This window comes from Micromonospora sp. NBC_00389 (assembly GCF_036059255.1).
In the GTDB taxonomy this organism is placed as follows: domain Bacteria; phylum Actinomycetota; class Actinomycetes; order Mycobacteriales; family Micromonosporaceae; genus Micromonospora.
Map to the genome: position 1 here is coordinate 6,030,066 of NZ_CP107947.1, position 23,801 is coordinate 6,053,866.

General features: G+C 71.2%; 29 protein-coding genes. 11 read left to right on the forward strand and 18 right to left on the reverse strand.

Annotated elements, in window-relative coordinates; genetic code table 11:
* The first annotated feature begins 8 nt into the window (after positions 1–8).
* The gene (locus OG470_RS28590) at positions 9–1,457 is read left to right on the forward strand and encodes a M20/M25/M40 family metallo-hydrolase (protein WP_328417181.1); all 1,449 of its coding nucleotides are present in this window, start codon (positions 9–11) and stop codon (positions 1,455–1,457) included.
* A gap of 117 nt (positions 1,458–1,574) precedes the next feature.
* Here OG470_RS28590 and OG470_RS28595 read toward each other — a convergent pair whose 3' ends face one another.
* Together OG470_RS28595 and OG470_RS28600 are read right to left on the reverse strand one after the other, a co-directional pair.
* Positions 1,575–2,102 carry a GNAT family N-acetyltransferase gene (locus OG470_RS28595; protein ID WP_328417183.1) on the reverse strand — a complete coding sequence of 176 codons (528 nt, stop codon included), beginning with the start codon at positions 2,100–2,102 and terminating at the stop codon, positions 1,575–1,577.
* A gap of 112 nt (positions 2,103–2,214) precedes the next feature.
* Positions 2,215–2,937: a VOC family protein gene (locus OG470_RS28600; RefSeq protein ID WP_328417185.1), complete on the reverse strand. Its 723-nt coding sequence runs from the start codon at positions 2,935–2,937 to the stop codon at positions 2,215–2,217.
* Between the two features lie 238 nt (positions 2,938–3,175).
* Here OG470_RS28600 and OG470_RS28605 point away from each other — a divergent pair, with 238 nt between their 5' ends.
* The 3 genes from OG470_RS28605 to OG470_RS28615 are packed head-to-tail and all read left to right on the forward strand — an operon-like array spanning position 3,176 to position 4,647.
* The gene (locus tag OG470_RS28605; RefSeq protein ID WP_168509396.1) at positions 3,176–3,517 is read left to right on the forward strand and encodes an ArsR/SmtB family transcription factor; all 342 of its coding nucleotides are present in this window, start codon (positions 3,176–3,178) and stop codon (positions 3,515–3,517) included.
* A 3-nt stretch (positions 3,518–3,520) separates the two neighbouring features.
* A complete protein-coding gene (locus tag OG470_RS28610; protein ID WP_328417189.1) occupies positions 3,521–4,027 on the forward strand; it encodes an SRPBCC family protein in 507 nt (168 codons plus the stop codon).
* Positions 4,027–4,647 (forward strand): dihydrofolate reductase family protein, encoded by a 621-nt coding sequence (locus OG470_RS28615; protein WP_328417191.1) that lies wholly within the window; start codon positions 4,027–4,029, stop codon positions 4,645–4,647. Before OG470_RS28610 ends, OG470_RS28615 begins: the two co-directional genes overlap by 1 nt.
* A gap of 55 nt (positions 4,648–4,702) precedes the next feature.
* Here OG470_RS28615 and OG470_RS28620 read toward each other — a convergent pair whose 3' ends face one another.
* Both OG470_RS28620 and OG470_RS28625 read right to left on the reverse strand, forming a co-directional pair.
* On the reverse strand, positions 4,703–4,894 hold the full coding sequence (locus OG470_RS28620) for a DUF1737 domain-containing protein (protein ID WP_328417193.1): 192 nt from the start codon (positions 4,892–4,894) through the stop codon (positions 4,703–4,705).
* Positions 4,895–4,954: 60 nt separating this feature from the next.
* Positions 4,955–5,332 carry a VOC family protein gene (locus OG470_RS28625; protein ID WP_328417195.1) on the reverse strand — a complete coding sequence of 126 codons (378 nt, stop codon included), beginning with the start codon at positions 5,330–5,332 and terminating at the stop codon, positions 4,955–4,957.
* A gap of 162 nt (positions 5,333–5,494) precedes the next feature.
* Here OG470_RS28625 and OG470_RS28630 point away from each other — a divergent pair, with 162 nt between their 5' ends.
* Positions 5,495–6,085 (forward strand): carboxymuconolactone decarboxylase family protein, encoded by a 591-nt coding sequence (locus tag OG470_RS28630; RefSeq protein ID WP_328417197.1) that lies wholly within the window; start codon positions 5,495–5,497, stop codon positions 6,083–6,085.
* 107 nt (positions 6,086–6,192) lie between these two features.
* The gene (locus OG470_RS28635) at positions 6,193–6,837 is read left to right on the forward strand and encodes a hypothetical protein (protein ID WP_328417199.1); all 645 of its coding nucleotides are present in this window, start codon (positions 6,193–6,195) and stop codon (positions 6,835–6,837) included.
* 32 nt (positions 6,838–6,869) lie between these two features.
* Here the strand turns inward: OG470_RS28635 and OG470_RS28640 are convergent, their stop codons facing one another.
* The 5 genes from OG470_RS28640 to OG470_RS28660 form a co-directional block, all read right to left on the reverse strand.
* Complete coding sequence (locus OG470_RS28640) at positions 6,870–7,163, reverse strand: DUF6510 family protein (RefSeq protein WP_328417201.1); 294 nt, start codon at positions 7,161–7,163, stop codon at positions 6,870–6,872.
* A gap of 32 nt (positions 7,164–7,195) precedes the next feature.
* A complete protein-coding gene (locus tag OG470_RS28645; RefSeq protein WP_328426668.1) occupies positions 7,196–7,960 on the reverse strand; it encodes a ferredoxin reductase in 765 nt (254 codons plus the stop codon).
* Between the two features lie 7 nt (positions 7,961–7,967).
* A complete protein-coding gene (locus OG470_RS28650; RefSeq protein WP_328417203.1) occupies positions 7,968–8,567 on the reverse strand; it encodes a sulfite oxidase-like oxidoreductase in 600 nt (199 codons plus the stop codon).
* Between the two features lie 76 nt (positions 8,568–8,643).
* On the reverse strand, positions 8,644–9,666 hold the full coding sequence (locus tag OG470_RS28655; RefSeq protein WP_328417205.1) for a TerC/Alx family metal homeostasis membrane protein: 1,023 nt from the start codon (positions 9,664–9,666) through the stop codon (positions 8,644–8,646).
* A 216-nt stretch (positions 9,667–9,882) separates the two neighbouring features.
* Positions 9,883–10,293: a DUF2267 domain-containing protein gene (locus tag OG470_RS28660; RefSeq protein ID WP_328417207.1), complete on the reverse strand. Its 411-nt coding sequence runs from the start codon at positions 10,291–10,293 to the stop codon at positions 9,883–9,885.
* A 161-nt stretch (positions 10,294–10,454) separates the two neighbouring features.
* Here OG470_RS28660 and OG470_RS28665 point away from each other — a divergent pair, with 161 nt between their 5' ends.
* Together OG470_RS28665 and OG470_RS28670 are read left to right on the forward strand one after the other, a co-directional pair.
* Positions 10,455–10,727: a DUF2795 domain-containing protein gene (locus OG470_RS28665; protein ID WP_328417209.1), complete on the forward strand. Its 273-nt coding sequence runs from the start codon at positions 10,455–10,457 to the stop codon at positions 10,725–10,727.
* Between the two features lie 42 nt (positions 10,728–10,769).
* Positions 10,770–11,438, forward strand: coding sequence for a DUF1345 domain-containing protein (locus OG470_RS28670; RefSeq protein ID WP_328417211.1), 669 nt, complete (start codon positions 10,770–10,772; stop codon positions 11,436–11,438).
* 262 nt (positions 11,439–11,700) lie between these two features.
* On the opposite strand, the gene OG470_RS28675 is transcribed toward OG470_RS28670, so the two are convergent.
* The 4 genes from OG470_RS28675 to OG470_RS28690 all read right to left on the reverse strand — a co-directional run bounded on the left by OG470_RS28675 (position 11,701) and on the right by OG470_RS28690 (position 15,457).
* The gene (locus OG470_RS28675) at positions 11,701–12,372 is read right to left on the reverse strand and encodes a hypothetical protein (RefSeq protein ID WP_328417213.1); all 672 of its coding nucleotides are present in this window, start codon (positions 12,370–12,372) and stop codon (positions 11,701–11,703) included.
* 103 nt (positions 12,373–12,475) lie between these two features.
* Positions 12,476–13,447 (reverse strand): pirin family protein, encoded by a 972-nt coding sequence (locus OG470_RS28680; protein WP_328417215.1) that lies wholly within the window; start codon positions 13,445–13,447, stop codon positions 12,476–12,478.
* 188 nt (positions 13,448–13,635) lie between these two features.
* Positions 13,636–14,193 (reverse strand): hypothetical protein, encoded by a 558-nt coding sequence (locus OG470_RS28685; protein ID WP_328417217.1) that lies wholly within the window; start codon positions 14,191–14,193, stop codon positions 13,636–13,638.
* A 952-nt stretch (positions 14,194–15,145) separates the two neighbouring features.
* Entirely contained in the window at positions 15,146–15,457 is a 312-nt protein-coding gene (locus tag OG470_RS28690; RefSeq protein ID WP_328417219.1) for a MazG-like family protein, read from the reverse strand.
* 203 nt (positions 15,458–15,660) lie between these two features.
* On the opposite strand from OG470_RS28690, the gene OG470_RS28695 reads away from it, so the two are divergent.
* Positions 15,661–17,028 (forward strand): hypothetical protein, encoded by a 1,368-nt coding sequence (locus OG470_RS28695; protein WP_328417221.1) that lies wholly within the window; start codon positions 15,661–15,663, stop codon positions 17,026–17,028.
* Positions 17,029–17,125: 97 nt separating this feature from the next.
* Positions 17,126–18,754 carry an alkaline phosphatase D family protein gene (locus OG470_RS28700; RefSeq protein WP_328417223.1) on the forward strand — a complete coding sequence of 543 codons (1,629 nt, stop codon included), beginning with the start codon at positions 17,126–17,128 and terminating at the stop codon, positions 18,752–18,754.
* Between the two features lie 67 nt (positions 18,755–18,821).
* Here OG470_RS28700 and OG470_RS28705 read toward each other — a convergent pair whose 3' ends face one another.
* The 5 genes from OG470_RS28705 to OG470_RS28725 form a co-directional block, all read right to left on the reverse strand.
* Positions 18,822–19,535 carry a hypothetical protein gene (locus OG470_RS28705; RefSeq protein WP_328417225.1) on the reverse strand — a complete coding sequence of 238 codons (714 nt, stop codon included), beginning with the start codon at positions 19,533–19,535 and terminating at the stop codon, positions 18,822–18,824.
* Between the two features lie 253 nt (positions 19,536–19,788).
* Positions 19,789–20,913: a DUF3626 domain-containing protein gene (locus OG470_RS28710; RefSeq protein ID WP_328417227.1), complete on the reverse strand. Its 1,125-nt coding sequence runs from the start codon at positions 20,911–20,913 to the stop codon at positions 19,789–19,791.
* Entirely contained in the window at positions 20,897–21,364 is a 468-nt protein-coding gene (locus OG470_RS28715; RefSeq protein WP_328417229.1) for a VOC family protein, read from the reverse strand. Before OG470_RS28715 ends, OG470_RS28710 begins: the two co-directional genes overlap by 17 nt.
* A 51-nt stretch (positions 21,365–21,415) precedes the next feature.
* Positions 21,416–22,045, reverse strand: coding sequence for an MBL fold metallo-hydrolase (locus tag OG470_RS28720; RefSeq protein WP_328417231.1), 630 nt, complete (start codon positions 22,043–22,045; stop codon positions 21,416–21,418).
* Positions 22,042–23,130 carry an S-(hydroxymethyl)mycothiol dehydrogenase gene (locus tag OG470_RS28725; protein WP_328417233.1) on the reverse strand — a complete coding sequence of 363 codons (1,089 nt, stop codon included), beginning with the start codon at positions 23,128–23,130 and terminating at the stop codon, positions 22,042–22,044. Before OG470_RS28725 ends, OG470_RS28720 begins: the two co-directional genes overlap by 4 nt.
* A 188-nt stretch (positions 23,131–23,318) precedes the next feature.
* Between OG470_RS28725 and OG470_RS28730 the strand changes: the two genes are divergently transcribed.
* On the forward strand, positions 23,319–23,738 hold the full coding sequence (locus OG470_RS28730; protein ID WP_328417235.1) for a hypothetical protein: 420 nt from the start codon (positions 23,319–23,321) through the stop codon (positions 23,736–23,738).
* Positions 23,739–23,801 lie beyond the last annotated feature (63 nt).

Here is a 23,801-nt window from a genome sequence, read left to right on the forward strand (position 1 = left end):
ATGCCGGAATGGGATCAGACGACACCGGCGACCGACCCACGAGGTCCACCCGCCGCACCTTCCTGTCCGCCTCGGCTGCCGCCACCGCGGCGACCGCCGCCAGCGTGGCGGTGCCCGCGCTCGCCGCGCCGGCCGCCGCCGACGCCCCGCCCACCGGCCCCGGCCGCCCGACCCGCCCCCAGCGGCCCGACCGTGAGCTGCGCGAACTGCTGCGCCAGGTCGACCCCCGGCGGATCGAGGCGATCGTGCGCCGACTCGCCGCGTTCGGCACCCGACACACCCTCTCCAGCCAGGACGACCCGCAGCGGGGCATCGGCGCCGCCCGGGACTGGATCTTCGCCCGGATGCAGGAGTACGCGGCCACCTCCGGCGGCCGGATGAGCGTCGAACTCCAGTCGTACGTCCAACAGCCGGCCTCGCGGATCCCCACCGCGACCCGGATCACCAACGTGGTCGCCACCCTGCGCGGCCAGAGCTCCCCGAACCGCACCTACGTGGTGACCGGCCACTACGACTCTCGGGTCACCGACGTGATGGACCCGGTCAGCGACTCACCCGGCGCCGACGACGACGCCTCCGGGGTGGCCGTGGTCATGGAACTCGCCCGGTTGATGGCCACCCGGCCCACCGCGGCCACCATCGTCTTCGCCGCGGTCGCCGCCGAGGAGCAGGGCCTGTACGGCTCGGCGTACCTGGCCCAACAGCTCAAGGCGGCCGGCGCGGACGTGCATGGCATGTTCAGCGACGACATCGTCGGCAGCAGCACGGCCGACGACGGCACCCGCGACCCGTACGCGGTGCGGCTGTTCGCCGAGGGAGTGCCGACGGCGGAGACCCCGGCGGAGGCGAGCACCCGGCAGTCCGTCGGCGGCGAGAACGACTCACCGTCGCGGCAGCTCGCCCGCTTCGTCCGGGACGTGGCGGACAACGACGCCACCGGCATGCGGGTGCGGGTGATCTACCGGCGGGATCGCTACCTGCGGGGCAGCGACCACATCTCGTTCCTGCGGGAGGGCTGGCCGGCGGCGCGGTTCACCGAGCCGAACGAGGACTTCGCCCACCAGCACCAGGACGTCCGGGTGCAGGACGGGCAACAGTTCGGTGACCTCCCCGAGTTCTGCGACTTCGGGTACATCGCCCGGGTGGCCCGGGTCAACGGCGCGGCGCTCTGGTCGCTGGCCCAGGCGCCCGGCACGCCCAAGGCCGCGATCATCGTGACCACCGATCTGACCAACAACACGACGCTGCGCTGGCAGCGCGGCGACGAGCCGGACCTGGCCGGCTACGAGGTGCTGTGGCGGGAGACCACGGCCGCCGAGTGGCAGCGGGTGATCCCGGTCGGCGACGTCACCCAGGTCAGCATCGACCTGTCCAAGGACAACGTCTTCTTCGGCATCCGCGCGGTGGGCCGCGACGGCCTGCGCAGCCCGGTCGCGTTCCCCCGACCGGGTAGCTGAGCGGCGGGCGGCCGGGACGGTCCCGTTCGACCGCCCCGGTCGTCCCCTTGACGCCTCGCGACCGGCGAATTGGCGGCGCGACCTCCAGGCCGGCCGTGGAGCGGGACCGGCGGCTGTTCAGGTCGCCGTCGGCGCCGTGATCGCCCACCGCTCGTGGTCGCGCCACGCGCCGTCGATGAACAGGTAGTCCGGGGAGAAGCCCTCCAACCGGAAGCCCAGCTTCTGTGCGACCCGCCGGGACGGCTCGTTACCGGGCTGGATGTTCGCCTCCAGCCGGTGCAGCCCGAGCGCGCCGAACGCGTGGTCCATGACCAGGGCGATGCCCGCCGAGGCGTGCCCGGTGCCGCTGTACGGCTGGAACGCCGCGTACCCCAGGTAGCCCCCGCGCAGCGCGCCCAGCACGATCCCGCTGATGTTCACGTAGCCGGCGATCTCGCCGCTGGCCCGGTCACAGACCAGGTAGCCGGAGCTGTCCCGGCGCCGGATCCGACTCAGGTACCGGTCGTACTCCTCCGGGCTCTCCGGCGCGGCCAGCCACGGGTGGTGCAGCTCCCGGCTGCGCCGGGCAGCGGCGACGAACTCGTCGGAGTCGGTGGGTCGGGGTCGGCGGATCGCGGCGGGACCCCCGGTACGCAGGTATCTCACGGCCGACCACTCTGACCGACCAACCCGCACCCTGTCCAACCGCACACGCCCGTGCCGCCCGTGCCCGTGCCCGCCGCAAGATCGTGCTCGATGGCCGGGTGCGGCAACCTCGCTACCGGGGCGTCAACAGACCGAACTCGCCACCGTCGGGGTCGGCCATCGCCAGCCGGCTGGCGCCACCTTGGTCGGCGTCGATCCGCGTCGCCCCGAGAGAGAGCAGACGTTCGACCTCCACCTGCCGATCGCCGTCGAGAGGTGGAGCGAGGTCGTAGCGCACCCGATCCCTGCCTCCGTTCGGCATGAACGGTGGTCCACCCCACGTGATCTTCGGGCCGCCGCGCGGCGACTGGATCGCGGTCTCCTGGTCCTGATCCCAGACCAGCGGCCACCCCAGCGCCTCGCTCCAGAAGTACCCGACCTCCTGCGAACCGTCGCAGGACAGCGCACCGATGAATCCGCAGTCGGCCAGGAACTTGTTGCCCGGCTCGATGACGCAGAACTCGTTGCCCTCCGGGTCGGCGAGCACCACGTGCTCCTCCTCCGGGAGCTGGCCGACGTCGATGTGCCGTCCGCCGAGTTCCAGTGCCCTGGCCACCGTCTGCTGCTGCTCCTCCAGAGAGCCGCTCGTCAGCTCGAAGTGCATTCGGTTCTGGACGACCTTCGGCTCCTGGCTCGGAACAAAGCGGATCCGGAAATCGGTGTCAGCACTGGGCAGGAGCATGACGCCGTCGTGCGGATCATCGACCATCTCCCGACCCAGGACCCCGGACCAGAACTGCGCGAGACGCAGAGGATGGCTCGCATCGAAGCTGACCGCGAACAGTTGAGAAGTCATCGCTCTGCTCATCTCCGATCCACTGACTGACCGATGTCGAGAGGGAGCCCTGTCAGCCCTTGGAGCGGAAGCCTAGGGGTGAGCCGGGTCGCCCGCACCCGAGTATTCGGCGGTAGCCAGGGCATCCGCGCTGAGCGTGTTTCCGCAGCCGCTGGCAAGGGTCACGATCGTCATCTGACAAGACCCGCCTGATTCCTCCTGGCTTGACGCATGCCGATATGGGTATACGATGGCGTCCATGGCACGAGCAGCGACGACGTCGGACGTCTTCAACGCGATCGCCGAGCCGCAGCGCCGGGAGATCCTGTTGCTGCTGCGAGCGGGTGAGCGGCCGGTGACCGAGTTGGCCCAGGAGCTGGGGATGACCCAGCCGGGGGCGTCCAAGCACCTGCGGGTGCTCCGGGAGGTCGGGCTGGTGCGGGACCGCAAGGCGGGCAAGCAGCGCCTGTACGGCCTTGACGCCCGCGGGCTGCGACCGGTCCACGAGTGGACCGGCGGGTTCGAGCGGTTCTGGAACGAGAGCTTCGACCGGTTGGACGCGTACGTGCAGGACCTGAAGCAGGCAAGGCAGGAGGAGTAGCTGATGAGCGAGATGGGACGAGGAGCGCCGGCGCAGTCCGCGACGGCTGACCGGGAGATCGTGATCTCCCGGGTCATCGACGCCCCACGGGAGCTGGTGTTCGAGGCGTTCACCGAGGTGCGGCACCTGTCGCGGTGGTGGGGTCCGGAGGGGTTCACCACGACCACGCGGTCGTTCGAGTTCCGCGAGGGCGGAGTCTGGGACTTCGTGATGCACGGGCCGGACGGGACGGACTACCAGGAGTGGATCTCCTGGACCGAGATCGTCCCACCGGAGGGGATCGCGCTGCTGCACGGTGAGTCCCGCGGCGACCCGAACGCCTTCGAGTCGGTCCTGACGTTCGCGCCCGACGGGGCGGCGACCCGGATCGAGATGCGCACGGTGTTCCCCACCAAGGAGCTGCGCGACGAGGCGGTCGAGAAGTACCACGCGATCGAGGGCGGCCAGCAGACCCTGAGCAACCTGGCTGCCTACGTCACCGAGAACGTTCGGAAGGGAGCTGAGGGCTGATGGCCGGGAAGGTGTTCTTCAGCGTGTCGATGTCGCTGGACGGTTTCATCGCGCCCGAGTCCCTCGGGGACTTGATGGGGCAGCAGTGGATGGAACTGCAGGCGTGGATCTTCCCGCAGCGGTTCCTCCGGGAGAACCTGAAGCTTGGCGAGGGCGGCGAGGAAGGGCGCGACAACGACATCGTGCGGGAGACGTTCGAGCGCACCGGCGCGAGTGTGATGGGCAAGCGCATGTTCGACGCCGGTGAGCAGGCGTGGCCGGAGGAGGCGCCGTTCCACACGCCGGTTTTCGTCGTGACGCACGAGAAGCGTGACCCCTGGGAGCGGCCGGGTGGGACCACCTTCCACTTCGTCAACGATGGCATCGAGCCCGCGCTCGACCAGGCCCGCGAGGCCGCCGGCGACCGCGACGTCCGCATCGCCGGCGGCGCCGAGACGATCCTGGAGTACGTGAACGCCGGCCTGATCGACGAGTTCTCGATCGCGCTGTCGCCCGTGCTGTTCGGCTCCGGAATCCGCCTGTTCGAGGGCGTGGACGCGGCCCGCGTGGCCCTGGAGCCGGTCCGCGCGGAGCCCTCCCCGAGGGTGACGCACCTGACCTACGCCGTCCGGGAGCGGTAACTGTCTCGACCTCAGCGCTCCCCCGCCGAGGTCAGCAGCGCGGTGAGATCCTCGACTATTCCTCGCCGACGGAGCGCGACAGCACCAACGCTTGAGCGGCGATGACGCGTTCACCGTTGAAGGTCAGCGCCGGAGACCCGTACAGCTGATAGCCCTGGTCGAGAAGGCCGCTGACGCGGGCGCAGAATTCAGCATCATCGGGTCCGGTGATGAGGCGGTAGCCGAGCGGCCCAGAGAGATCTGACACCGACGCATTGTGCCCGACCGGCTGTGCCTGAGCCCAGTCGCGGCTATCGCTCCGTGAGCGTCAGACGTCGGCTTCGAGGGCGAAGGTATTGCCGTCCGGGTCCTGGAACCACGCGATACGTCCACCGCCGGCCCGAGCGGTGATCCCCTTGGCATCGTGCTCGAACTGGTCGTAGCGGGTGAACTCGACGCCGGACGCGACGAGCTCGTCAACGATCTGGTCGAGGTCGTCGACGTACCACGTCGCCAGCGTCGCCTGGGTCTTCCCCGCAGTGACCGACTGGTACACATTCAGCGCCGGCCCGCCACCGGAACCATAGACGCGGCTGCCGTCGGCGATGGCGGCGCTGGGACCGGACCGCAGCACCGGTAGGGCCAGTTTGCCTTCGTAGAACGCGATCGCCTGCTGTATGTCGGACACGGCGATCGACGTTCTCACGTGATACCTGCTCAACGGCATGAACCACTGTCTCACGTGGGCAGCGGGCCGGTTGAGCGTTTCGAGCGGCGGCAGCCTCCACCGGACTGACCTCGCGCGTGCTGTCACAGCTCCACCCCGGCCGGTGTCTCCATGCCGAGACCCATCCGACGAGGAGGAGACATGACCAGCAACACCCGGATTCCCCAGGCCGAGATCACCGGCCTCTACGGCGCCGTCCTGAAAAGATTCAGCAGAAAGATGCTCGGCCAGGTGCCGGACAGCCTCGGAGTGCTGTGGCACCACCGGCAGGTGCTCAAGTTCGGCTTCAGCCTCAGCCAGAAGGCCGCGAAGTGGAACGAGTGCGACAAGGACCTGAAGTCCTACGCCCACATGGCTGTGGCTTCCCTGATCGGCTGCTCGTTCTGCCTCGACCTGGGGTACTTCATGGCGCACAACGACGGGCTCGACGCGGCCAAGGCCCGTGAGGTGCCGCGCTGGCGGGAGTCCGACGTCTTCACGCCACGGGAGCGCGACGTCCTGGAGTACGCCGAGGTGATGTCGCAGACCCCACCGGCCGTCACCGACGAACTCTCCGCTCGGCTGCTCAAGCAGCTCGGGGTGCCGGCGTTGGTCGAACTCACCGCCTGGATCGCGCTGGCGAACCAGTCCGCGCGTACGAACGTCGCCCTCGGCATCGAGGCCGAGGGTTTCGCGACCTCGTGCGGCCTGGCACCCCTGACACAGCCGGGCGGCGCCGCGTCGCGGGCATGACCGACGCGGTCCGTCGACCTCGCCCCGCGGACACACGTTCGCGGTCGCCTGACACCGGGCGCTGTCGATGGCCGGGCCGGATCCGTTGCGGATGCGAGGATCGACCGGTGGATGACGAATTGTTGGCCGCGATGACGCGGGTTCAGGACGCGTTCGTCCGGTACCCGCGCCGGGGGGTGCTGGACGGCTGCCCGCATTGCCGGGGCTCGGTTCTCGTCGACGAACACGACTTGTTCGCACTGACCATCAGCCTCGGCAATACGGTCGGCAGCCGCGACGACGTGAAGAGTCTGCTGCCGGTGCTGCTCGAGCGTCTGGTCATGTCAGGGGAGCTCGACCCGCACATCGTTTTCGGCAAGTTCTCCCACGAGGAGTGGCGTACCTGGCCACAGGTCGAGCAGGAAGCCGTCGACGGGTACCTCGACGCGGTGTGGCGGTCGGTGCTGGCAGGCCACCCGTCCCGGTTCGAGTCGTTCCTCGACGCGGTGACCTTCCTCGATGCGAGCCTTCTCATCGGCGAGAGCATCGACCGATTCCTTCACATCTGGGACGTCACGCTCACCGCGTCGGCAGACCGTCACCTCGCCGAGACGGTGAACGGACTCAACTTCGCGGCCCAGAAGCCGAGCGCTCTTGGCGATTGGCTACGTCGCGACACGACCCGCGACCGGCTGTACCGTGCGTTCGAGCGTGACCACAATTCGGCCTGGGCGGATGATCTCGCGCGGGCCTACGATCTCCTCCGCGTCTGAAGAGGCCGCGCTCGGTGATGGCCCGCCTCGCGTCAGAGCGGGCCGGGGAACGTCTGCTCCATCGGCATCGGCACCTGGAGGAAGGTGGTGCCGCGCAGGTCCAGCCACGCCCGGTCGGGCCCGCGGACCAGCCGCAGCATCACCTCCTCGCAGGACGGACAGCGTGCGACCAGGCCCGGGGCGTGCGAGAAGACGTGCAGGCTGGCCATCGAGCCGGTCATCCCGCAGTTATCGCAGCGACCCGTCGCGGTGCTCAGGTCGACGGCGAACAGCTCGCGCAGCGGGCCGTCGAGCATGTTGCCGTCCAGGTACGACATCTCGGTCATCGGGTCTCCTCGGCGTTGGGTGGGCGACGGGCTCAGCCGGTGGGGCCGAAGCGTTCGGTCTTCACCCGCCGCGACGGGTGGCCCAGTCCCACCAGCAGGTCGGCCACGGCCTCCACGAACCCGGTCGGACCGCACACGTAGGTGAGCGGTTCCAGGTCCGGCGGCCAGCCGTGGGTGTTCACGTCGGCCAGGCCGATCCGGTGCGGCTCGCCGCGCCAGCCCTCGGGCGCCTCGCGGGTGTACACGTACGCCACGTCCAGCCCGAAGTCGTCGCGGACGCGGCGGCGCAACTCGTCGGCGTAGATCACGTCGTCCGGGGTCCGCACCGAGTAGACCAGCCGGAACGGCACCCGGCTGCCGGTCGCCCGGCGCGCCCGGATCATCGCCATCAGCGGCACGATGCCGGAACCGCCGGCGAGCAACTGCACCGGCGCGGTCTCCTCCGTCCGCCAGATAAACCAGCCGCCGAGCGGTCCGCGCACCTCCACCGGGTCACCGGGACCAAAGACGTCGATCAGGTACGGCGACACCTCGCCGTCGTGCACCCGCTGCACGGTCACCTCGATGCGCGGGCCGCCGGGACCGTCGACCACCGGCCCGGCGATCGAGTACGACCGGGCCGCCTGGTAGCCGTCCGGCGCGGTCAGCCGCACGTCGACGTGCTGCCCGGGCAGGTGCCCCGACCACTCCGGCACCTCCAGCACCAGAGTCTGCGCGCTCGGCGTCTCGACCCGGCGCTCCACCAGCCGGCCCACCTGCCAACGGATCGGGGTGCGCGCCGGGATGCCGGTCGCCACGGCGCGCTCAGTCACCCTGGTACCGCTGTTCGCGCCACGGGTCGCCGTAGTCGTGGTACCCGGCGGTTTCCCAGAACCCCGGCTCGTCCATCGTCTTGAGCCGGATGCCGCGTACCCACTTGGCGGACTTCCAGAAGTACAGGTGCGGCACCAGCAGCCGCGCCGGCCCACCGTGCTCGGCGGGCAGCGGCGCTCCGTCGAAGGTGTGCGCCACCCACGCCCGGCCGCCGCGCAGGTCGTCCAGCGGCAGGTTGGTGCTGTACCCGCCGTAGGAGTGCGCGAGCGCGAAGTGCGCGCCGGTGTCGACGCCGTCCAGCAGGACGTCCAGCGAGACGCCCTGCCAGGTGGTGCCGAGCTTGGACCAGTGGGTGACGCAGTGGATGTCGACCATCGGCGTCTCCTGCGGCAGCGCCATCAGCTCCTGCCACGACCACCGGTACTCGGTGCCGTTCTCCGCGGCGATGACGAACTCCCAGGTGTCCAGCGACACCCGGGGCGTCGGGCCGGCCGACAGCACCGGGAAGTCCTCGGTCAGGTACTGCCCAGGAGGCAGGGCCGGCTCCTGTGAGCGGGGCCGGCCCTGGAAGCCCGGTGACACGATTCCCATTGCACAGTCGTACCACCCGCGTCGGCCGGGGCGGGAGCTTTCCCGCGTACCCCCTCATCGCCCCGGCGCGGCGTGGTCAGTGCCGCTCCGAAACCACCTCGCGGTCCTCGGGCTGACCACCCCGAGTGGCCCGCAGGCTGGTCATCGTGACCACCACCAACACGCCGATGATCACAACGAGCGAGGCCAGGGTAGGGATCTGCGGAACGCTGTCCCAGATTCCGTGCGCCCAGTGCAGACCCAGCTTGAGACCGATGAACGCCAGGATGATGGCCAGGCCGTAGCTGAGGTGCACCAGCCGGCTCAGCGCCGCGTGCAGGACGAAGTAGAGGGCACGCAGACCGAGCAGGGCGAACGCGTTGGTGGCGAAGACGAGGTACGGGTCCTCGGTGATGCCGTAGACCGCAGGCACCGAGTCGACGGCGAAGACCACGTCGGTGGCGAGCACCGCGACCACCACCAGGGCGAACGGGGTGAGCGCCCGCTTCGCGCCCTGCCGGACGGTCATCCGGGTGCCGTGGTACTCGTCGACCACCGGCATGAACCTGCGGAGCAGCTTCACGGCACGCATGTTGTTGATGTCGACTTCCTGCTGATGCCCGGAGAGGGCATCGCGGAGCAGCTTCACCGCGGTGGCGATGAGGATGATCGCGAAGAGCAGGAAGGCGAAGTCGAGGGTCTGTAACGCGGCCGCGCCGAGGGCGATGAAGACGGCCCGCAGCACCAGCGCACCGGCGATGCCGTAGAGGAGCACCCGCTGGGCGAGCACAGCCGGCACCGCGAACGCGGCCAGCAGCAGCATGAAGACGAAGAGGTTGTCGACGGAGAGCGACTTCTCCACCAGGTAGCCGGTCAGGTACTGCACGCCCAGCTCGGAGCTGTAGCGGGCCCAGATCCAGCCACCAAATGCCAGCGGCAGGGCTATGTAGAACGCTGACCAGCCGATTGCCTCCCGCATGGAGACCTCGTGCGGGCGGCGGGTCACCAGGAAGTCCAGCACCAGCAGCAGGAGCACGCCGGCGATGGTCACCACCCACAGAGTGGGCGTGCCGATCGTCGTCAGCTCACTCGCGGCAGACAGATACGACACTTCGGTCATGGGGCCTCCTCGAACACCGTGTCATGTTCGAGGTCTCCTTCACCCACCGACAGGTGGACAACCACCCGAGGCGCGCCGGGCGCGCCGTACTGACCGGAATGGTTCGTGGGAAGTACTCCCCTCGCACGACAAGGTTAGGCCAGGCTCAATCGCCATGCCAAACCGGACATAGGTGGTTGCCCTGGCCAACCGCTGTGCACTACCGGAGAGCCACCGTCAGCCGCGACGCAGGGTCGCGCCCGGGGCCATGGCCTGCTCGACCAGGTCCCGGTAGTCGCGCGGCAGTTGGGTCGCCACGTCGTCGAACTCCCCGCCGCTGATCGCCTCGCGCAGGGTCGTGAAGACCGCCCGGACCGCGTCGCGGGCGGCGGGCTCGTCCACACCGGCGCGCAGCGCGACCCGAGCGGCGAACTCGGCCGCCCCGAACCGGTCCGCCTGCTCGGTGCGCGGGCTCGGTTTCAGCACCAACTGCAACGGCTTGGGCAGTTGGACGGCCAGGTCCAACACCTCGCCACCGGTCAACCGCTCCGCGAGCGTCTCCAGCACGGCCCGGGTCAGCTCGACCGACCGCTCGGACGGTGCCCTGGTCCGCTGGGAAACCTGGTCGATGAAGGTGTCGTAGTTCATCCCGTACTCCCTCGGGTCGGGCTCGCGCCGGCGCCTGCGGGTACCCGCGGCGACGAGGCGGAAACGGCACCGATTCCTCCGCCGGAGCGGGCGTGACCCGGCAGCGGGCGGGTAACCGCCGCCGGTCGTGACCACATCAATGCCCCGAGGGAGCTCCTGCCATGGCGAGCTACACCGAGGTCCTGCAGTACCTGTCGAGCCTGGACTACCCGGCCAAGAAGGCCGACGTGGTCCGCGAGGCCGAGCGGGAAGGGGCCCCGCCGGACGTGCTGAAGGCGCTGCGCGCCCTGCCGCCGGTGGACTACGCCAACGGCACCGAGGTGGCCCGGTCGGCAGGCATCGAGGCGGCCCCCGAGGTCGGCCCCGCCCAGCGGGCCGCGCAGGCCCGGGACAACAAGCCCAACCGGGTCTCGCAGCACCTGCGCGGCATCTGACCCGGCGGTGGCGGCCCCAACTCTGCCGCGCGGGCGGCGCGGATGACCAACACGGGTCCGCTGTCCCGACCACCGGACGGGCACACCCCGGCCGCGTTCCAGCTCGTCCTGGTGGGGGTGGTCGGCGCCGTCGCCGGTGGTGTCTTCGCCGTGGTGGTGTCGCCACCGCTCGCCCCGCTGGTCGGCTGGGACGCGGCGGCCCTGAGCTGGCTGGGGCTGGTCTGGCGCAGGCTCTGGCCGCTGGACGCCACCCGGACCTCCCGAGTCGCCTCGTACGCGGACTCCAACCGGGCCACCCGTGACGTGGTGCTCCTGATCGCCTGCACGGCAAGCCTGCTGGCGGTGGGGCTGGTGCTGGCCAGCGCGCACTCCGCGCCGCCCGGGCCGGTCCGCGAACTGTACGGCGGGATGGGCGTGCTCAGCGTGCTGCTCTCCTGGCTGGTGGTGCACACCGTGTTCGCCGCCCGGTACGCCCGGATCTACTACACCGGCCCGGACGGCGGGGTGAACTTCAACCAGTCCGAGCCGCCCCGGTACTCCGACTTCGCGTACATGGCGTTCACCATCGGGACGACGTTCCAGGTCTCCGACACCAACCTGACCAGCAACGAGATGCGCCGCACGGCGCTACGGCACTCGCTGCTGGCGTACCTGTTCGGCGCGTTCATCATCGCCGTGACGGTGAACCTGCTGGCCGGTCTGGCCAAGTGAAAGTGAGTGCCCGCCCGACCTGACCCCGGATGCGACACGGGCGGTGGGCTGGAGCGCCGGGACAGGCGGGCGCCCCGGGGCCACGAACCGCGACCGGGGGCGCCACGCAAACCTGCCCAGGCGGTGAACCGCTCCCGAACCGGGTGCGATCACCAGGCGGTGGATGCCCGCTCGAACCGAGCGGCCAGCACTGCCGGGTCCAACCATACGACAGAACATCCTCCGTACGGTCAGATTTTGGCTAACTGTGGGCCAGCGCACGTCATGGCCGTCCGGTCACCTCCGCGTACCGGTGCTCCAGGTCGACCCGGGCAAGTGCCCCCACCAGCCAGGCCAGCCGCTCCGACTCCCCACCGCCGGCCAACCCGGCCAGGTCGTCCGCGGACCGGCCCAGCCCGAGCCGGCGGGCCGCAGCCAACGCCCGCCGATCGGCCACCGGGGCCACCTCCCGCCACAGCGCCTGCGCCTCGCGCAGGAACAGGTCAACCACCTGGCCGTCCACCCCCGGCAGCTCGGCGAGCAGCGCCCGCTCCCGTGCCGGGTCGTGGTGCGCCATCGCGCGCAACCGCCGCAGGTCGCCCCGGTACCGCTCGACGACCGTGCGAGCCAGGTCGCCCAGCACGTCGGCCAGCGCGTCCACGTCGCCGCGCTGGCCGCTGTCGCGCAGCACCCGCACCCGGTCCTGGTGCAGGGAACGGGCCAGCCGGGCGGCGCTGTCCCACCCCTCGTCGCGCAGTGCCCGCGCACCGTCCAACGCCCGACGGAAGTCGCCTCGGCGGGCCAGCAGCACCGAGAGGTAGAGCACCTGGAACAGGCTCGCCGGGTTGTTGGTGACCCGGAAGCCGTACTGCTCGGCGAAGCCCCGTCCGCTGCCGGCGAGCCGGCGGGCCAAGCGCTTCCGGTCCTCCATGGGAGTGATCAAACTGGTCGCCATGTCGGCGACTACCCGCGCCGCCGTCGGTCACACGCCGGCTGCCCGACCCACCACCTGGCCGCCCACCGGCGGCCGGCGCTTCCGGCCCGGCCGGAACGTGGCGTCAGCCGTGCAGGCCACCCGTGCGGTCGCGGGCCTTCAGCCGGGTGGTGGGCAGGGCGGGCGCCGGCAACGGCGGCGCGGGATCATCGGCGACCACGCCGAAGCGGCGCCCGGCCATCCAGTCCTCCCGGGCAGCCACGACCTCCTCGTGCGAGCGGCCGACGAAGTTCCACCACATCACCAGCGGCTCGTCGAACGGCGTCCCGCCCAGCAACAGCAACCGGGCCCCGGCCCCGCCCCGCACGGTCAACTCGCGGCGACCGGAACCCAGGTAAAGCAACGCCCCCGGTTCGAACCCGACCCCGCCCGCCTCGGCAGAGCCGTTCATCGTCAGCAGGGCGTACTCGAAGTCGGGCCGCAACGGCAGGGTGGTCGGCGCCGGCCCGCTCAGCTCCAGTTGCACACCGACCAGTGGCGTGTGCACCACCGCCGGGGACCGCTCACCGGCGAACTCGCCGACCAGCAGGGTGACGTCCAGTTCGCCCTCACGCCAGCGCGGCAGGTCGGCGTGGTGGGCGAAGTCCGCCGCGCCGGCCCGCGCCGGGTCCGGCAACGCCACCCAGAGCTGTACGCCGTGCATCACCGGCGGATGCGTGGCCGGCGACCGCTCGGAGTGGGCGATCCCGTGCCCGGAGGTCATCACGTTCAGCTGACCGGGCCGGATCGGCTGGACGTTGCCGAGGCTGTCCCGGTGCAGAATCTCGCCGTCCAGCAGCCAGGTCACCGTCTGCAGGCCGGTGTGCGGGTGCGGCGGCACTTCCATGCCGGGCCGCTCCGCCACGTCGTCCGGGCCGAAGTGGTCCACGAAGCACCACGCGCCGACCATCCGCCGCGGGCGCTGCGGCAGCAGCCGCCGGACGGTCGTGTACCGGCCCAGCGGCACGTCGTGGCCGGGAAGCAGCACGCTGCCGGGATCGACGGCGGCCACGCCGGGCGGGCGGGTCTCCGCCAGCATTGATTCAGTACGCTCCACCGCCCGACTGTACGCTCGCGCCCACCCGCGCCAACGGCGCTTCCCACCCGCGGTCGCAGCGCGGTCGGGTGCACCTCACCCACTCACCCACTCACTTCCGGCGCGCGTGGTCGCCGACCAGAGAACGCCGCTGGCCGGCACCCCGGGTTGGGGGTGCCGGCCAGCGGTTCGTTCATGCGGTGCTGGGGTCAGCTGTTCCAGTACTGGCCGACCAGGTCGGTGGCCTGCTTCTCCCACTGGGCGTAGGCGTCCGGGTAGGCCGACACCTGCACGGTCTGCGCGGCGTCGGTCAGCGGCATGTCCTGCCACCCGTCAACCTGCTTCAAACCCTTGAGGAACGCGGTGGTCGAGTACTCAGGATCGGTGATCTGCTCCGGCGTACCCCAACCCGAGCTCGGCCGCTGCTGGAACAGGCCCAGCGAGTCGTGGTCGTTCATGTCGCCGAGGTGGCCGAGGTTCTCCAGCTTCGACTCCTGCAGACTCGTCGCGATCGAGATGACCGCGGCCCGCTCCGGCAGACCAGCCTTCTTCGTCGCGGCGATGATCGCCTTCACGTTGGCGGTCTGCTCACCGTTCAGGTCGATGCGCGACTGCTCACCCTGCGGCTTGGCCGTCTGCACGGCCACGGCGGCGGGCTTGCCGTCGACGGGGGTGGCGGCGTGAGCGGCGATCGGACCGGCGAACACACCACCGGCGAAGGCCAGACCAGCAACGGACAGCACACTCTTACGCATGATCGTGTTCATGGGGGTAGCTCCTTCACGGGGGTAAACACCCAAACCGACCGGGGGATCGGCATCACGGGTGCGAGCACCTCGTCCGGCGCTAACAAACAACAAGGGGGAAAGTCTTTTCGGCGGCCTACAAGCGGGGGGCTCGTGGCGCCGGGTCTGTGTGTAACGACCGCCGGGCCGACATCATTCCGGGCTGGCCCATCCGCCAGCACCCTGTCGAGCGGGGCGCGGGGGCGGTCGTTCAGGGGATCTGCAACGACCGGCAGGCCGAGGTCATTCCGGCATTGGCACCGGGTCGAGCAGGTGCCTGGTGCGGTCGTTCGGGGATCTGAAACGACCGGGCCAGGCCTGGCATTCCAACCCCGGGGGGTCGGGGCGGCGGGCCGTGGTACTGCGATCGTCAGGGTATGTAACGACCCCGGGCCGGCCCCCATTCCACCGCACGGGTGCAGCCAGTCACACACCAGAGAGCCCCGATAACGGACATTCGGTGCCCGGAGCGCCCACCGCTCCCGGCGTCAGCCGACATTCGACGCGCTCGACAACCGCTCCCGTCACAGCCGGACATTCGACGCGCTCGGCCACCACTCCCACCGTCAGCCGGACAATCGACGTGCTCGACAACCGCTCCCGTCACAGCCGGACATTCGGCGCGGTCGGCCACCGCTCCCGGCGTCAGCCGGCCATTCGACGCGCGCTCGACCACCGTCCCGGCGCCAGCCCGGGCCGGCTGGCCATGGTCAACTCCAGATCACCGACATGGGGGCATCACCGCGGCGGGAAACCGCGACATCGCCGACACCGAGTCGATCACCCCGAAACCTCGCGACCCGGCCCGGAGTCGGCAACACCGGTGATACCTCACGGGCATATTCATGCCTCACAGGTATCACGCCAACAACAGCGACCGACCGGGAGACGACGGCTCGGGCTGGGACCGCAGCCGGCGACCAGGACACACCGGTCAGTCCGCGAGTCGGGAGCGGACCTTGGCAGCGCAGGAGTCCAGCGCCGTCCTCGCATCCAGCCCCAGGCTCTCGATCGCCACCAACGCCGTGAAGGCGACATCGGCCAACTCCGCCGCCACGTCCTCGCGGGTATGAGTGACGCCCTTGCGCGGATTCTGCCCGAGCAGACCGATCCAGGCGGCCGACGCCTCCCCCGCCTCCTCGGTCAGCTTGAGGATGCGGCAGGTCAGCTCGGTCTGCCCGGTGCCGTTCGCCGCGTCCAACCAACCCCGCGACGCCCGCGCCGCTTCCCAGATCGACTCGTCCACGGCGACCAGTCAACCCGACCGATCCGCAGGGCCGCACAGCCGGGCCGCGCAGCCGAGCCGCGCAGCCGAGCCGCCCTGACTGGCCGGTCAGCGTAGCCATTGACTCTGGTCGACGGCAGTCCTAGGTTCAGGGCGCTACCGGCCGGTAGGCATCCGTCCCGCCTGGTCGCCCCCGGGGCGACATCCGTCCGATGGGGAGCACGATGCTGTCCTCACCCTTTCGTACCCTCCGCCGCCTCCTAGCCGCCACCGCGACGCTGACCCTGACGGTCGGCCCGACTGCATCGCTGCCGGCCAGCGCCGCCGACCGCGACCCGGGGGGCAACCAGCCGCTGCCCGGCTACACCATCGAGAATCCGCCGCTGGCGCCGCTGGTCGTGGCCGGCAAACCGACGACGGTACGTCAGGGCGTACACCGCCACGCCGGGTACATCATCGAGGTCCCCGCCCGGTGGAACGGTGACCTGGTGCTGTGGGCGCACGGCTACCGTGGCCAGGGCACGGTGCTCTCGCCGGAGCCGCCCGGCTTCGGGCTGCGCCAGCGGCTGCTGGAGCAGGGGTACGCCTGGGCGTCGTCCTCGTACGACCGCAACGGCTTCGACATCCGCTCCGGCGTGCTGGGGACCAAGGAGCTGGCCGACCACTTCGGACGGACAGTCCGCCGGCCACACCACACCTACCTCGCCGGGGTGTCGATGGGCGGGTACGTCATCGGCCGCTCGCTGGAGCAGTACCCCGGCTACTACGACGGGGCACTGCCCATGTGCGGGGTGCTCGGCGACCAGACTCTGCTCGACTTCTACCTCGACTACAACCTGGTCGCGCAGACCCTCGGCGGGGTGCCCGCCTACCCCACGCCGGCCGACTACCTGACCAACGCCGTGCCCCGGATCCAGGTGGCACTCGGCCTGGCCGGGCTCACCCCCACCGGGCCGGACACCACCACCGACCGGGGCAAGCAGTTGCGGGCGATCACGGTGAACCGTTCGGGCGGGCCGAGGCCCGGCGCGGACGCCGCGTTCGCGGTCTGGAAGGACTTCCTCTTCTCGATCAGCGTGACCAGCGGTGGCGACTCCCCCGCCCAACGGCCCGGTCAACTCTCCACCAACCTGCTCACCCGCTACAGCCCGAACAGCCCGGTCAACGTCAACGCCACCGTGCCGCGGATCGCCCCGGAGAACGTTCGGCAGCGGCTCCTGCCGACACTGACCGAGGTGCCGCGGATCGCCGGCCGGCCCACCGCGCCGGTGCTCAGCCTGCACGGCCTCGGTGACCTCTTCGTACCGTTCAGCATGGAGCAGGCCTACGCCACCGACGTTGCCCGGCACGGCCGCAGCAAGCTGGTGGTGCAGCGGGCCATCCGGGCAACGCAGCACTGCGAGTTCAGCCCGGCCGAGGCGGGCGCCGCCTGGGACGACCTGATGTCCTGGGTACGCACCGGCAAACGCCCGGCCGGCGACACGGTGACCGATCCGGCGGTGGTGGCGCATCCCGACTACGGCTGCCGGTTCAGCGACCGGGCCGCGTACGCCGCCGGTGTCGGCACCCGCCGTCTGTACCCGGCGTGCTGACCATGAGGCTGGCCAAACGGAACCGCCGTCAACTGGTCGGCGAACAAGCGTCACCGGGGCAGCGCAGCGGGCACTGTCGACGGTAAACACATAGACCATGACGAACACCCTCGACCGTCGTACCCTCCTGCGCATGGCCGGCGCGTCCGCCGGCACCGCCGTCCTGGCCGGCGCCACCCTCGCCGGCAGCGGCCCCGCCCAAGCAGCCGACGGCGCCTTTCGACACGGGGTCGCCTCCGGCGATCCGCTGCCGGACGGCGTCCTGCTCTGGACCCGGCTGACCCCGACCGCCGGGGCGCAGCCCGGCTCCGGCGTCGGCCCCGAGGTCGACGTGACCTGGCAGGTCGCTGCCGACCCGGACTTCACCGCGGTGGTGGCCGCCGGGACGCAGCACACCGGTCCGAGCCGGGACCACACGGTGAAGGTGGCGGTGACGGGGTTGGCCCCGGCGACCACCTACTGGTACCGGTTCGGTCACGCCGACGGCTGGTCGCCGGCCGGGCGCACGATGACCGCGCCGCCCGTGGATGCCGAGATCGACCGGCTGCGCCTCGGCGTGGTGTCCTGCGCCAACTGGGAGGCCGGGTTCTTCGCCGCGTACCGGCACCTGGCCGAGCGCGGCGATCTCAACCTGGTGGTGCACCTGGGCGACTACCTCTACGAGTACGGCACCGGGGAGTTCGACGCGGGCGGCACCGTGGTCCGCGCGGTGCGGCCGGCGCACGAGGTGCTCACCCTCGCCGACTACCGGATCCGGCACGCGCTCTACAAGACCGACCCGGACCTGCAGGCGTTGCACGCGGCGCTGCCCTGGGTGATCACCTGGGACGACCACGAGGTGGCCAACGACCAGTGGTCCGGCGGCGCGGAGAACCACACGCCGGGCACTGAGGGGACGTACGCCGACCGGCTCGCGGCGGCCCGGCAGGCGTACCTGGAGTGGATGCCGGTGCGGGCCGGCGTGGACGGCGCGATCTACCGGCGGCTGCGGTTCGGGCGGCTCGCTGAACTGTCCATGCTGGACCTGCGCTCGTACCGCTCACAGCAGACGTCCGGCGCGGCGGTGGACGACCCGGGGCGCACCCTCACCGGGGACGCGCAGATGTCCTGGCTCAAGGCGGGGTTGGCCGCGTCGACTACCCGGTGGAAGCTGGTTGGCAACCCGGTGATGATGGCCCGGGTCGACGTCGGGGCGCTGCCCGCCTGGCTGCTCGGCCCGCTGGGCACCCTGCTTGGCATCCCGCAGAACGGGGCGGTGCTCAACGCCGACCAGTGGGACGGCTACAACGCCGACCGCAACGAGCTGGTCGACCACCTGCGGGCCAGTGGCACCACCGACGTCGTGTTCCTGACCGGTGACATCCACACCTCCTGGGCCAACGAGGTGACCACTCGCTCCACGGGCCCGTCCAACCCGGCCGCAGCCGAGTTCGTGGTGCCCTCGGTGACGAGCGACAACGTCAACGACTTCCTCGGTCTGCCGGCCGGCAACGCGCTCAGCGCGCTCGGCGCCGGGCTGCTCCGCTCGACGAACCCGCACGTGCGCTGGACGGAGTTGGACGGGCACGGCTACGGCGTGCTGGAGGTGACCCGGCAGCGGTGCCGGATGGACTGGTACCACCTGGCGGACCGGACCCGCGCGGCCAGCACCAGCCGCTGGGTTGCCGGCTGGTCGGTGGGTACCGGCTCCGCGAAGCTGCGCAAGGAGGTCGCGCCGCTGGCCTGACCCCAGGCACGACGAAGCCGGCCGGTCCCCTCTCGGGAACCGGCCGGCGTGCGTTAGCGCTGTCGTGTCACCAGAGCTGCTGGACGACGTCCGCAGCCTGCTCCTCCCACTGCGCGTACGCGTACGGGAAGGCGGAGACCTGAACGGTCTGCGCGGCGGCGGTCAGCGGCAGCTCCTGCCAGCCGCCCACGTTCTTCAGCGCGCTGAAGAACGCCGTGGCGGAGTACTCCGGGTCGGTGATCTGCTCGGGCGTGCCCCAACCGGACGACGGGCGCTGCTGGAACAGGCCCTGCGAGTCGTGGTCGTTGGACGCGCCGAGGTGGCCGAGGTTGTACAGCTTCGACTCCTGCAGCGAGGTGGCGATGCCGATCACCGCGCCACGGTCGCCGACGCCGGTCTTCTTGGCCGCGTCGACGATCGCCTTGGCGTTGTCGAGCTGCGCGTCGTCGAGCGGGATGCGCGACTGGGCACCTTCGATGCCGTGCGGGATCAGTTCGTCGCGGCTCGGCTTGCCGGCCGGCGGCTTGCCGGTGGCGGAGCCGGTGGTCAGCCCGGACTCGACGGGCTGCTCCTCCTGGCGTGCCGAGGTGGCGGCGTTGCCGGTGGCGAGGTCGATGGCGGCGACAGCGCCCTGGTGCGGCCCGGAGGTGACCGGGGCTGCCGCGGTGGTCGGTGCGAGCGCCAGGCCGCCGAGGGCGGCAACACCCACAACGCTCAGCGCGGTCTTGCGGTACGAATCCTTAGCGATGGCGGGGAGCCATCGAGTGAAGTCGACCTTCACGATGGTTGCCCTTTCGATCGTGCGGAGCGCTCCGGGGTGAACACTCCTCGGGAGATGACCGCGGAAAGGGTTTGGGCTCCGGCGGTACGGGGGACACAACCAGGTTCACGTGTCGGGCATTCCGGAAATGCCATGGCCCGGGCGAGCTGCGGCCCCGGTCACTCCGCGCACCGGACGGTCGTGACGTGGACGACCCGGACGTGGGCAGGCCGGGCGAAACCGGACGCCCGTGACCTGCGGAACAATCGCGGCGTCAGTGGGCGTGCGGTGCGCCGTACCGGACCACGACGTGCCAGAGCTGCTTGAGGTGTTGGAGGGTGACCGCAGCCGGTCCCCGGTCCGCCCAGCGGTCCGGCTCGGCGACCACCGAGGCCGCTGCCCGACCGATCAGCGCGGCCTCCACCGGTTCGCCCGGCCGGGCGAACTCGCGGTGCAGCCGAGCTGCCAGCACCGGGATGGCCGGGCCACGGAACGCCGGATCGACCCGATCGACCGGTAGTGCGAAGCCCGGGTGCCACCGCAGCGGGAAGCCGTACCGCCGGGCGATCAGCTCCAGCGTCGCGCCGACCCGGGTGCCGGCGAAGGACGGGTCCACCACCAGCGCCTCGACGTCCCGAGCGAGGTCGAGGGTGCCGTGAATCTGGGCCTCCACGTAGTCGTCCAGCGCCCGACCGGCCGAAGGCGGCGTGGTGGGCACAATCGGCCCGCCCAGCAGGATCCATACCAGTGTGCCGACGTCCATCCCGGCCCGTCCCAGGCATTCGCCGGTGGCGACGGTGCCGGCCAGGAGCGCGGCGAGCACCGGTTCGAGTACGTCGGCGGTGCCCGTTGTCCGGGGGCCGAGGTGGCTGTCGCCAAGGCAGAAGGTGGCGCGGGCCAGCACGGCCGGGCGCAGCCGCAGGTGACAGGAGCCGAAGCGGGGACAGGCGCCGTCCGGATGGTCGAGCAGGTTCAGGCCGCCGTACGTGGGTCGATGCGCCGGCGCCGCCCCGGGGCGCTGGTACGCGCCGCCGAACATCCGTCGCTCCCAGCTGTCCCGGTCACCGCCGGGAAACGCGCTGAGGCCACCGTTGGAGATCCCGGTGACGAACTGACTGCGGTAGACCCCGTCGGCGGCCAGCGCGGCGGCAACCATCCGCCCGTCGGCGCACACCCGGTCGGGGTGGAAGTTGACGGTCAGCCGGCCGTACCTGACGACCGCGGCGAACAGCTCGTCCGGCTGGTGGCCGACGTCGGCCGCGGCCAGCTCGCGAGCGACGGCCGCGAGCGCTGCGGGACGCTCGGCAAACGCCAGCGACCGCACGTACGCCAGCGCCGCCGCCTGCGCTGCAGTGAGAGCAACGGCGGGAGGCCCACCGGGCTCAGTCGTCGCTGTCACGTCCGGTGCCGAAGCCGTCCGCCCCGGTCCGCTCCTCCGGCGTACGCAGCTCCTGGAAGACGGTGATCTGGAGGTCAGCCGGGGCGTCGAGGCGGGAGTTGAGCGACTGCCAGGGCGTACGCGTGGGCGGCGCGATCTCGTTCGCCCCGGCGGCAACCAGACGGGCGGTGGTCGCGCGGGCGTCGTCCACCTCGAAGGCCACCCGGATGCGGGGCGCGACCTGTCGGCCCACCTCGACCTCGTCGATCATGCGCTTCTGCGCCGGGTTGGCGATCTCCAGGGTGGCGCGGCCGGCGTCCAGGATCACCACCCGGGCGTCACCCTCGCCGCTGAACGCCGCCTGCTCAGGCAGGCCGAGCGCGTCGCGGAAGAACGCGACGGCGGCCTCGTAGTCCGCTGCCTCCACCACAAGGCGCAGCTGACGGACGGCGGGCGCGGGCTGCTCGGTCATGCGCGCGATCCTAACGCCGCGCTCACGAGCGCGATGATCAGCCGACCGGCCTCAGTGGCCCCGCGCCAGCCACTCCTGGAGGTGTGGAGCCTCCGCGCCGATCGTGGTGTCCTCGCCGTGCCCGGTGTGCACGACCGTCTCCGTCGGCAGGGTGAGCAGGCGGGTGCGGATCGACCGGACGATGGTGTCGAAGTCGCTGTACGAGCGGCCGGTGGCGCCCGGCCCGCCGGCGAAGAGCGTGTCGCCGGTGAACACCACGCCCAGCTCCGGCGCGTAGAAGCTGCACGCGCCGGGGCTGTGCCCGGGGGTGTGCAACACCTGCAGCGTGGTGCCGGCCACCTCGATGCTCTGCCCGTCGTGCACCTCGCCGTGCGGCGGCAGGTGGGGGTGGACCATGTCCCAGAGCACCCGGTCGGCGGCGTGCAGCAGCACCGGAGCGCCGGTGGCCTGGGCCAGCTCGGGCGCCACCCGGACATGGTCGTCGTGCGCGTGGGTGGCCAGGATCGCCCGGACCTTGCGGTCACCCACCAGAGCGAGGATCGCGTCCACGTCATGCGGCGCGTCCAGGATGACGCACTCACGGTCGTCGCCGAGCACCCAGACGTTGTTGTCCACCTCGAACGTCTGCCCGTCGAGGGAGAACGTGCCGGAGGTGACCGCGTGGTCGACCCGGGCGGTCACGGGAACACCACCACCGAACGGAGTACGTCGCCGTGGTGCATCCGGTCGAACGCGTTTTCGACCTGGTCCAACGCGATCTCCTCGGTGACGAACGCGTCGAGGTCGAGCCGGCCCTGCAGGTACAGCTCGGTGAGCAGGGGGAAGTCCCGACTGGGCAGGCAGTCGCCGTACCAGCTGGACTTGAGGGCGCCGCCCCGGCCGAAGACGTCCAGCAGTGGCAGCTCGACCGTCATCTGCGGGGTCGGCACGCCCACCAGGACCACCGTGCCGGCCAGGTCCCGGGCGTAGAACGCCTGCTTCCACGTCTCCGGTCGGCCCACCGCGTCGATCACGACGTCGGCGCCGAAGCCGCCGGTGGCGGCGCGGATCGCCTCGACCGGGTCGGTCTCGGAGGCGTTCACCGTGTGCGTGGCGCCGAACCGGCGGGCCCAGTCCAGCTTGCGGCTGTCGGTGTCCACCGCGACGATCGTCGTGGCGCCGGCCAGCGCCGCCCCGGCGACCGCCGCGTCCCCGACGCCGCCGCAGCCGATCACCGCGACCGAGTCGCCGCGGGTGACGTTGCCGGTGTTCATCGCCGCGCCCAGCCCGGCCATCACCCCGCAGCCGAGCAGGCCCACCGCGGCGGGTCGGGCGGCCGGGTCCACCTTGGTGCACTGTCCGGCATGCACCAGGGTCTTCTCGGCGAACGCGCCGATGCCCAGCGCCGGGGTGAGCTCGGTGCCGTCGGTGAGGGTCATCCGCTGGCGGGCGTTGTGGGTGTTGAAGCAGTACCAGGGGCGGCCCCGGCGGCAGGCGCGGCACACCCCGCAGACCGCCCGCCAGTTCAGCACCACGAAGTCGCCGGGGGCGAGGTCGGTGACACCCTCCCCCACCTGCTCGACGATGCCCGCCGCCTCGTGGCCGAGCAGGAACGGGTAGTCGTCGTTGATGCCACCCTCGCGGTAGTGCAGGTCGGTGTGGCAGACCCCGCAGGACTGGATCCGGACGATCGCCTCGCCGGGGCCAGGATCGGGCACCACGATGGTGGTGATCTCGACCGGCGCGCCCTTGCTGCGGGAGATGACTCCCCGGACTTCCTGGCTCACTTCGCCTCCTGCTGGTGGTGTGCGGCGGGGGCCGGATGCCGGGCAGGCGGTTCGCGCCGGGCTCGACGGTGGGCCCCTGGCGAACCTACCGCGACCGCCACTGCCGGCCCAGTCGGCTGGTCGGCGGGTTATCGCGGGTCCCGGCGGGTACGCGGGCCGCAGTCGAGCCACGGCCACCGGGAGTGATCATGAAATTGGCGCATCTGCCGCTGCGGGTCAGCATCGGCGCGTTCGTCCTCAACTCGGGTCTGGGCAAACGGAACCTGGAGGGCGGTGCCGCCGAGGGCCTGCACGGGATGGCGGTCGGGGCCGTGCCGCAGCTCGCCCAGTTGGAGCCGGCGCGCTTCGCCAAGCTGCTGTCGTACGCCGAGATCTCCCTGGGGGCCGCGCTGCTCGCGCCGTTCGTCCCGGCCACCCTGGCCGGGCTCGGCCTGACCGCGCTCGGCGCGGGCCTGGTGCAGCTGTACCTGAAGACGCCGGGGTTGCGCGAGCCGGGCAGCCTACGCCCAACCCAGCAGGGCACCGGGCTGGCCAAGGACTCCTGGCTGCTCGGTGCCGGGTTGACCCTGGTGCTGGAGGGGTTGACCCACGGTCGGAAGCGCCATTGACCCGACCGTGCCGTGGGCCGGCGCGCGCAACGCCCACCCCCGAGGTCGTTATGGTGTGGGCGA